9 protein-coding genes and 1 pseudogene are annotated in these 8,193 nt (G+C 54.5%); 5 read left to right on the top strand and 5 right to left on the bottom strand.

What is annotated here, in order from left to right; translation table 11 throughout:
* Window positions 1-112 precede the first annotated feature (112 nt).
* On the top strand, window positions 113-364 hold the full coding sequence (locus tag ACM6JM_RS01075) for a helix-turn-helix transcriptional regulator (protein ID WP_102619726.1): 252 nt from the start codon (window positions 113-115) through the stop codon (window positions 362-364).
* Window positions 357-944 carry a HipA N-terminal domain-containing protein gene (locus ACM6JM_RS01070; RefSeq protein ID WP_256586959.1) on the top strand — a complete coding sequence of 196 codons (588 nt, stop codon included), beginning with the start codon at window positions 357-359 and terminating at the stop codon, window positions 942-944. The genes ACM6JM_RS01075 and ACM6JM_RS01070 overlap by 8 nt, the downstream gene beginning before the upstream one ends.
* A gap of 376 nt (window positions 945-1,320) precedes the next feature.
* Here ACM6JM_RS01070 and ACM6JM_RS01065 read toward each other — a convergent pair.
* The 3 genes and pseudogenes from ACM6JM_RS01065 to ACM6JM_RS01055 all read right to left on the bottom strand — a co-directional run.
* Window positions 1,321-1,437: pseudogene (locus tag ACM6JM_RS01065) on the bottom strand (polysaccharide lyase family 7 protein); the annotation flags it as partial.
* A gap of 30 nt (window positions 1,438-1,467) precedes the next feature.
* On the bottom strand, window positions 1,468-1,896 hold the full coding sequence (locus tag ACM6JM_RS01060; protein ID WP_146040471.1) for a hypothetical protein: 429 nt from the start codon (window positions 1,894-1,896) through the stop codon (window positions 1,468-1,470).
* 210 nt (window positions 1,897-2,106) lie between these two features.
* Entirely contained in the window at window positions 2,107-2,679 is a 573-nt protein-coding gene (locus ACM6JM_RS01055; protein ID WP_414881167.1) for a hypothetical protein, read from the bottom strand.
* Window positions 2,680-3,181: 502 nt separating this feature from the next.
* Between ACM6JM_RS01055 and ACM6JM_RS01050 the strand changes: the two genes are divergently transcribed.
* On the top strand, window positions 3,182-3,679 hold the full coding sequence (locus ACM6JM_RS01050; RefSeq protein WP_146040472.1) for a hypothetical protein: 498 nt from the start codon (window positions 3,182-3,184) through the stop codon (window positions 3,677-3,679).
* 105 nt (window positions 3,680-3,784) lie between these two features.
* Here ACM6JM_RS01050 and ACM6JM_RS01045 read toward each other — a convergent pair whose 3' ends face one another.
* Together ACM6JM_RS01045 and ACM6JM_RS01040 are read right to left on the bottom strand one after the other, a co-directional pair.
* On the bottom strand, window positions 3,785-4,144 hold the full coding sequence (locus ACM6JM_RS01045) for a DUF6124 family protein (RefSeq protein ID WP_103385369.1): 360 nt from the start codon (window positions 4,142-4,144) through the stop codon (window positions 3,785-3,787).
* 364 nt (window positions 4,145-4,508) lie between these two features.
* Window positions 4,509-5,177 carry a polysaccharide lyase family 7 protein gene (locus ACM6JM_RS01040; protein ID WP_011336318.1) on the bottom strand — a complete coding sequence of 223 codons (669 nt, stop codon included), beginning with the start codon at window positions 5,175-5,177 and terminating at the stop codon, window positions 4,509-4,511.
* 351 nt (window positions 5,178-5,528) lie between these two features.
* Between ACM6JM_RS01040 and ACM6JM_RS01035 the strand changes: the two genes are divergently transcribed.
* Window positions 5,529-7,652 carry a putative bifunctional diguanylate cyclase/phosphodiesterase gene (locus ACM6JM_RS01035; RefSeq protein ID WP_414881166.1) on the top strand — a complete coding sequence of 708 codons (2,124 nt, stop codon included), beginning with the start codon at window positions 5,529-5,531 and terminating at the stop codon, window positions 7,650-7,652.
* A gap of 41 nt (window positions 7,653-7,693) precedes the next feature.
* Window positions 7,694-8,185 (top strand): M48 family metallopeptidase, encoded by a 492-nt coding sequence (locus ACM6JM_RS01030; RefSeq protein ID WP_007959720.1) that lies wholly within the window; start codon window positions 7,694-7,696, stop codon window positions 8,183-8,185.
* Window positions 8,186-8,193 lie beyond the last annotated feature (8 nt).

Raw genomic sequence — 8,193 nt, 5'->3', positions numbered from 1 at the left:
CTTTTTGCCTGGAGTTTTATCAAGCAGTCGACTGACGTAAGGCGCTTGAAATGTCACTCATAACGGACATAATCGATTTTAGATTTTAAAAAGTCCCATATGGGTGACATTTATGCTGCTCCCTAATCCCGCTGTTTTCGGTGAAAGAATTCGGCAATTGCGTCGGGCCAAAGGCTACAGCCAAGCGATATTGGCCCACAGAGCCAAATGCAGCCGCAAAACCATCATTGACCTTGAGGCCGGCGAGAATGTCGCGCTCTACACCGCGTTCAGGGTGTTGTCAGCGCTGGGCATGGCACTGGAAATTGTCGATAACCGCATTGATCTCAAATCCCTGGCCGATCTGGTAGAGCACGATGAGTAAAGTCAAAAGGCTCAACGTCATCACGCCGCAAGGCTTCTCCGGCGAGTTGTCCAGGGGATCGCAGTTTTCCTTTGCCTATGAAACCGCCGATGCAACAAGGGAAGTCTCTCTGGTCATGCCCTATGATCCGACGCCCTCGGTGAGCAACGTGCTGCATCCGATCTTCGATATGAATGTGCCTGAAGGGTTTCTGGCGGATCAGATCAAGCGCCGGATGGCCAAGCACATGCAAGTCGATGAGATGCGTCTGTTATCGGTCATCGGCGTGAACCAGATTGGGCGCCTCACCTACCATCCAGAAGCACTGCAAACCGTGCAATTGGCACCCGTTTTCGATGTCACCACTACAACGGTTTACGAAAACTACAATCCAAAATCAGGTCGCTCCTTGGTTGATCGCACGTTGGCCATCAAGATGAACAAGGTGAAAACCTATCCCGGATCGCCAGCAACTGATCGAGTTTGGTCGCAAGCATTGCTCAGTGGAGAAGCCAGGATTGATCATCGAGCGTATTGCCGAGGCGATGACTCAAGCGTTGGCGAATCATCAGGCAAGAGTGAACGGCGAGTTGTTTGCTGATATGCAGCGGGAATGGGATGCGGGGCGGGTAGTGGCGTTGAATGACTCCGTCGGCTCAGGAATGAAACGAAAGCCAATCGGTACGACCCGTATTTGATACCTGTCGGCTGAGTTAAAACTAAAGTAAAGCGGGGGCAGATTTATTTAATCGATCAGCAGATAAATAAATCTGTCCCAATTTTTTCAAAGCTTGAAACCACGGGCTACTAAACCCGATCACTGCGAATCAGTGACCCGAATCAAGTTACCGATGGCCCTCCAGGCGCACAAGCCGGCGGATTCTGGCGTACCAGTAGGCAGCGACGCAAGCCGTTGTAGGCTTCGGGACGTTACGCGCACTGCCTTTAAACAGCAGCCTTAAACGAGCGCATCGCGGCTACTTATCGTGATCGATATCCAGCTTGCTGAACGTCACCTGCCCACCCTCGCTGGTGTACCCGGTGTTGCCCTGCACATACACGCCGGCCTTGAAGTACAGCGGCTTGTTGCGCCACATAAATCCACCCGCTTTTTTTCAGGTTCTTCAGGAGAGTCTGAATCTTGCAGAAAGTGATGCTGAGACGAGAACTCCGCTTGCGTTGAATTGTAAATAACGAAGTGCATAGTCACCGTTTTGAAGCGTCAAATTTTTCTCTACACCAATGCGGCTGAGTTTGCTGCCCAGTAAAGAGTTGAGCCTTTGGAGGGTTAAAATTTCGGTGTGCACGGTAGTCGAAGGGCCATTTGGATTGATCGAATTGATGAGAAGCTCGATTTTGTCATCAGGCCGAGTGTTTGGGGTTAAATGCACCAGTATGCCTGCCAAGGCTGTGTTTGTTTTTGAGTTGTTCCACTGTATCAACGGTGCTGGGGCTACGCTGGCGCTCGTTGAAGGCGAGGCCTTGATGGAGGAAGCTGTAATGCCTGAAGTTGGAAGTGGTAATGGCGCAGTTAGCATTGTTAACGTGCTCATGATTTAACTCCTGTTGCGCGCAGGGAACGCTGAAGATCATCCCTTGTTTAATACGAGTCCCTGATTTCAATCAATGAATACGGCACCGGGCGGTGTGTCACGGTATATTTGATCGACTTACAATGTCAGGGACTTGTAAATTATTGGTTAAGGGGAATAGGGTCGGGTTTTATTCGGTGGTTGGACGAATTAAAAGCTCGACCCATTGGTTTAATTCCTGTTGTTTAAGCTCCATCCGGGATTATTCTGCATGTGCGTGTGAATAGCCGAATAGACTCCACCTGCCGCGCCACCTCTGGCAGTACCAATGTTGAATGTGACTCTTTTTGCGTCAGCTGAAGTCGAGACGTTCGTTCTCAAAATGAATCTATCTGACATCATGTCCAGCGGCCCGAAAATATCAACGTTTTGGAATGCACCGAGGATGTCAGCTGTCATTAATATTGAATCAATTTTTGAGATTTTCGCTATAACCGGTTGATTGTTCGAGTCCATAAAGGTCAGCAACTCTCCAAGCTTAAAATTCGAAGTATCGGTTGTCTCAATTGTGCTGCAAGCCTCCCAGGTATTTTGGGGATCCCGAAACCAGATGGATCGTTCGCGGCCTCCGTACATACGTAAAATTTTTTTCCTCTCGATCACTTCAGGCACACCACTTCTGTCAAGAATCAGTGCGTCCGCCTCTGGATCAAAACTGAGGAAGTTGCCCTCGTAGTAATTATTTTCGTCATCGAGGATTGTCAGATCATCATATTGATCAAACTGAGTGTCAGGGAAGTGCATTTGATAATTCCTTTTATGGGTTTTGTGCTGAAAAGGTTTGCATTTGTTCTGTTGCTTGTATGGGTGTGGCTGGTTTTCATAGGTTTGATGTCACTGCGAGGGTGATTGTTGTGGATTTTCAAGCGTGATGGGAACTGTCAAAGTTGACAGTTTTTTATACCATTTGGCGATGGAATAAATAGCGATTGTCGTTGTTTGAAGCTGAAAATCCATTTGTTTCAGGGGAAATCCATTTGTTTCAGGGGAAAGATGATCTCTTCGTTTTTTTGATCTCTGCGGTAAATGAATCCGTCAACTTTTGTTTTTTTGCTCCCTTTTTGCTCAGGTGGTGTGGTGAGTAGTTGAAATGCTGCAGGGCTATAGCTGGGATAGTTCTTATGGCTGAATTGAATTAGAAACTGGTAGTTTTTACAGGTTCTTTGAGCTCAAGTGCTTGTTATGTTGTGAGTGCATGAGCTTGGTTTTAATCATCCGTCGGCATCTTTGATCAAGTAGGTTGACTATGAACGTTACCCCTGTTGTAGCGGTTCCGGGAAATCTGATTGGATTGAGCGCGACTACACTGCAAATAGCTTCCGATCCTAATCCTTATCCATCTTTGCAGATGAGAAGCGTTGCGCCGTTGCTGGTACAAGTGCCGGGAACAGTGTTCGCGGCTTTGCATTACGCGTTACCAGGCGCTACCAGAGTAGGCGACGAGCTGGAGATCCTTCTGGTTGACCAAAGCCTTTTTCCAACGTCGGTATTGAAAATTCATCTCGATGACTATCGGATTTTTTTGGCTCTTAGAAGGCAGCAGGGGGTATTTATCCAGAACGAGATCAATACAAGTCGCTGGCCTGCCATGGGTATTACGCCCGGCATCTACGATGTTGAAGTTGTTCACTCTGGTGCGACTCCTCCGGGTGTGCCGACTCCACCCTCTCCGGCCCCTCAAGTGCCCGCTACTCCCAGTCGAGTGGTGGCTCTCAGTTTTCTTCGCTCGTATTTGATTACGTGAAGAAGGGTGTACGCCGGACTCCAGGCGATTTGATCCGGTTCACAGCAAACCCACCCCGTCAGACTCAGTGAAAGGGCGGGTTTTTTGGTTTCAGCGGTGTGCAGGTTATGCCGGTTCGACGTGATCCAGCGCCTGATTCACCGCCAGTTCTCCAAGCATTACCAACTGCGCAATGCCTATCGCGGTTTTGCGGTCGGTGGGAGGGAGAGTCGCGGCGAAGTTGTTGAGCATTTCGCTGGCGGAGCCGAGGGTTTCGCTGGCGTTGGCCAGCAGGGATTCCGTGTTGTAGGCGGGATTGGCGAAGTACATGCGGTCGGGTTCGTTGACCGTGGTCATGATGCGGGCGCCGGGGCAGAGGTAGTGGTCGAGGGCGCGTTCGGCGGCTTCGTTGAGTTTGGTGGGGTCGAGGGGATCGTAGGGGGAGGCCGGGTCTGTGACCGGCGGATGAGGTGTCGATTGAATCATGTTTCGTCTCCGGGAAATGGAGCCGACACCGGATCGCTACTAAACGATGGGGTGGCAGCTGAACGCAGGTTAGTAGACCGGGGAGACGCGAACCGGCGCGCCCGAAAGCGCCCTGCGTACAGCTACCATCAAGCGCAGATATTGAGATATCTCACTTTCTGGAGTGCAAATACGCCTCGCGAACCCTCGGGCTACTAAACCCGATCACTGCGAATCAGTGACCGGAATCAAGTTACCGATGGCCCTCCAGGCGCACAAGCCGGCGGATTCTGGCGTACCGGTAGGCAGCGACGCAAGCCGTTGTAGGCTTCAGGAAGTAACGCGAACCGTCTTTAAACAGAAGCCTTAAACGGTCGCGTGGCTACTATTTATCGTGATCAATATCCAGCTTGCTGAACGTCACCTGCCCACCCTCGCTGGTGTACCCGGTGTTGTCCTGCACATACACACCCGCCTTGAAATACAGCGGTTTGTTGCGCCACGTCGCGCTGATCTGCGAATCCCACTGATACCCGGCCGCACTCACGCCCAGCGCGCCGCCGGGGCTCAGGTGAATGAGGTAGTTGAACTCGCGATTGAGTTTGATCCCGGTGGCGAGGGTGATGACGCGGCTTTCGTCCTGATCCGGATGGGTGCGCAGTTTGATCACCAGGTTGCCGGTCTCGGTTTTTTCTTTGTATTGGTATTCAAGCTTGAGCATCGGCTTCTGGCTTTCATAGGCGTGGATCTGGCCGATGACGATCTTGCCCGAGCTGGGCACCTTGTTGACCGAAAGGGTCGCGCGCAGCAGGTTGTCGGCGTCGGGGTAATACCAGTTGCGCAATGTTCCGTTGCTGTAGGTCTCACGCAGTTCGGTGCGGGGATAAATGGCGTTTTCGGTTTTCGAACCGGTCACCGGGGACCAGAAGAACAGGGTGCCGGTGTCGGAATGGAAGTACTGATCCTTGAAGCCGTTCACCAGTTTGGAGGTTTCGACGGTGTAGGGCGGGCTGCCAACGGGAACGCTGAGGTTCCAGGTTGCGAGGTCGATCATGTCGGTTCTTCCACTCTATTTCTCTTGCACGCGCGTGCCAGAAGCTCTAGCCCGCGCCTTTTGGGGGCGGCCTTTATAAGCGTAGAGGGATTTTTTGTTAACGGCCGTCTGGCGGATGATTGGCGTCAACATCCTGTCGAAATGCCACCTTTCCCGGTTTTCGGGGGCTTCAGCGGTGACCGTTAGTCGGCTGCCTGCTGGTTTGTTTAAATGATGGCTGGATGACAGCTATTGCTTTTACAGATCCCGGACTAGAGTGAAGACTCGGTGACTGTACGGTTTTCACGAGAAGCCGCCCGGAACACTGACCCGAAATGCCCCGACACGAGTTGTCCCGACAAGAGAAGCAGCATGGAATGCGCGCAACCCCAGCCAGGTGAAGGCAGCTCAGTCCTTTTGATCGTCGATGATTACCCTGAAAACCTGATCAGCATGCGCGCGTTGCTGCAGCGCCAGGACTGGCAGGTATTGACCGCCGCTTCCGGTTACGAAGCCCTGAACCTGTTGCTCAAACACGACATCGACCTGGTGCTGCTGGATGTGCAGATGCCGGGCATGGACGGTTTCGAAGTTGCGCGGCTGATGCGCGGCAGTCAGCGCACGCGCCTGACCCCGATCATTTTCCTTACCGCCAACGAACAATCCCAGGACGCCGTGATCAAGGGTTACGCCAGCGGTGCGGTGGATTACCTGTTCAAACCCTTCGATCCGCAGATTCTCAAGCCGAAAGTCCAGGCGCTGCTGGAACACCAGCGCAATCGCCGGGCCTTGCAGCGCTTGAGTCAGGATCTGGAATCGGCGCGGGCCTTCAATGCCTCGGTGCTGGATAACGCCGCCGAAGGCATTCTGGTGTTGGGCGAGGATGGTTTGATCCGCTTCGCCAACCCGGCGATTTCCCGGCTGCTCAATGCCCCGGTGAAGGAGCTGGAAGGGCAGGAGTTTCTCGATTACCTGCAGAAACCGCATATTCCGCTGTGGGCCGATTCCGAGTTTTACGCCGGTTACAAACGTGGCGAGACGTTGCGCCTACACGACGCGTCGCTGCGTACCGCACCGGGGCAGCAAGTGCCGGTGGCCTTGTCCTGCGCGCCGCTGCCGAGCGAACAGCATGCGATGGTGGTGACGGTGCTGGACATGTCGGTGGTGCGTCATCTGCATCAACAGCTGGAATTTCAGGCGGTCACCGACCCGCTGACCGGGCTGCTCAATCGTCGGGGTTTTTACCAGACCGTTGAAAACCTGCTGCTGCGCGGCGAGCGCACGGACAGCAGTTGGGTGCTGATGTACCTCGATCTCGACGGCTTCAAAAGGGTCAACGATTCCCTCGGCCATGATGCCGGGGACCGGGTGTTGCGCTGGGTCTCGGAACAACTGAAAGCCTGCCTGCGGCCGTTCGATATTCTGGCGCGGATGGGCGGCGATGAATTCACCGCGCTGCTGGATCTGGAATTCCCCGAGCAAGCGGCGAAGATTGCTGAAAAACTCATAGAGCGGGTGTCGATCTGTCAGCAGATCGAAGGCCTCGATATTGCCCTCGGCGCCAGTATCGGTATTGCCACCTACCCCGACTGCGGCAACAACCTCGACGGTTTGCTGCGCGCCTCGGACATTGCCATGTACGAGGCCAAGCGTGCCGGGCGTCAGCAATATCGTTTCTACGATCATGAAATGAACGGCCGCGCGCGGTCGCGGCTGATGCTGGAAGAAAGCGTGCGTAATGCCATCGAGAACCGCGATTTCAATCTGGTGTATCAGCCGCAGGTGGCCATTGGCGATGGTCGCGTTCGTGGTTTCGAGGCGTTGCTGCGCTGGCAGCACCCGAGTGTCGGCGACGTGCCGCCGGGGCTGTTCCTGCCGTTGCTGGAGGAGGCGACGCTGATCAGCCGCCTCGGCAGCTGGATCTATCATCGCAGCGCCGGGCAGCGTAAGGCGTGGGAGGCCGAGTTCTCCAAGGATCTGGTGATCGGCGTGAGCCTGAGCAACACTCAGTTCGGCCTGCCGAATCTGGTGACCGAATTGCGCCAGGTGCTGGAGCGCCATGGTTTGCAGCCGCACCAGATGGAAGTGGAAGTCACCGAAGAGGCGCTGACGATCAACCCGGACGAGACCCGCAAGCAGCTGAAGCTGCTGCGCAATCTCGGGGTGCGGGTGGCGCTGGATGATTTCGGTTCCGGAGCCTGCTCGCTGGCGCATCTGCGCGATCTGGAACTGGACACTCTCAAGCTCGATCGCCACCTGATCGCCCGATTGCCGGACTCGTCCCGCGACGCTTCGCTGGTGCGCACGGTCATCGACCTGTGCAAGGAATACGGCTTGCTGGTGATTGCCGAAGGCGTGGAAACCGTCGAGCAATACCAGTGGCTGCAAGCCCATGGTTGTCAGTACGTGCAAGGCTTTCTGGTGGCGCGGCCGTTGGTCGCCGAGGACACCGCACGCTTTACCGAGCCGTTCGACTGGAGCGCGTTGGCCGGTTGAATTCGCTACACTGGCGGCCTTTTCATGACCCGTGCCGCCCCATGACTGCGTTGAAATACCTCCAGGCCTATCCCGCGAATCTGCAGGATCAGGTGCGCCAATTGATCGCCGACAACCGCCTCGGTGATTACCTGAGCCAACGCTATCCGGGCCGCCACGATGTGCAGAGCGACAAGGCGTTGTACGGCTACGCGCTGGACCTGAAGCAGGAATACCTGCGCAACGCCCCGGCCATTGACAAGGTGCTGTTCGACAACCGCCTCGACCTGACCCATCGCGCCCTCGGCCTGCACACCACGGTCTCGCGGGTGCAGGGCGGCAAGCTCAAGGCCAAGAAAGAGATCCGCATCGCCTCGCTGTTCAAGGACGCCGCGCCGGAGTTTTTGAAGATGATCGTCGTGCACGAGCTGGCGCACTTCAAGGAGTCGGATCACAACAAGGCGTTCTATAAGTTATGTGAGCACATGCTGCCGGGTTACCACCAGGTCGAGTTCGACCTGCGGGTGTATCTGACCTGGCGGGACATGCAATAAGACATCAA

The organism is Pseudomonas sp. IT-P2, assembly GCF_949767575.1.
In the GTDB taxonomy this organism is placed as follows: Bacteria; Pseudomonadota; Gammaproteobacteria; order Pseudomonadales; family Pseudomonadaceae; genus Aquipseudomonas; species Aquipseudomonas pharyngis.
This window is presented reverse-complemented; position numbering and strand designations above follow the sequence as displayed.

Bases quoted from the DNA above. Each gene is read 5' to 3' on its own strand.
- ACM6JM_RS01055 (WP_414881167.1), bottom strand. From the start codon at position 2,679: ATGCACTTCCCTGACACTCAGTTTGATCAATATGATGATCTGACAATC.
- ACM6JM_RS01030 (WP_007959720.1), top strand. From the start codon at position 7,694: ATGACTGCGTTGAAATACCTCCAGGCCTATCCCGCGAATCTGCAGGAT.
- ACM6JM_RS01050 (WP_146040472.1), top strand. From the start codon at position 3,182: ATGAACGTTACCCCTGTTGTAGCGGTTCCGGGAAATCTGATTGGATTG.
- ACM6JM_RS01045 (WP_103385369.1), bottom strand. From the start codon at position 4,144: ATGATTCAATCGACACCTCATCCGCCGGTCACAGACCCGGCCTCCCCC.
- ACM6JM_RS01035 (WP_414881166.1), top strand. From the start codon at position 5,529: ATGGAATGCGCGCAACCCCAGCCAGGTGAAGGCAGCTCAGTCCTTTTG.
- ACM6JM_RS01070 (WP_256586959.1), top strand. From the start codon at position 357: ATGAGTAAAGTCAAAAGGCTCAACGTCATCACGCCGCAAGGCTTCTCC.
- ACM6JM_RS01060 (WP_146040471.1), bottom strand. From the start codon at position 1,896: ATGAGCACGTTAACAATGCTAACTGCGCCATTACCACTTCCAACTTCA.
- ACM6JM_RS01075 (WP_102619726.1), top strand. From the start codon at position 113: ATGCTGCTCCCTAATCCCGCTGTTTTCGGTGAAAGAATTCGGCAATTG.
- ACM6JM_RS01040 (WP_011336318.1), bottom strand. From the start codon at position 5,177: ATGATCGACCTCGCAACCTGGAACCTCAGCGTTCCCGTTGGCAGCCCG.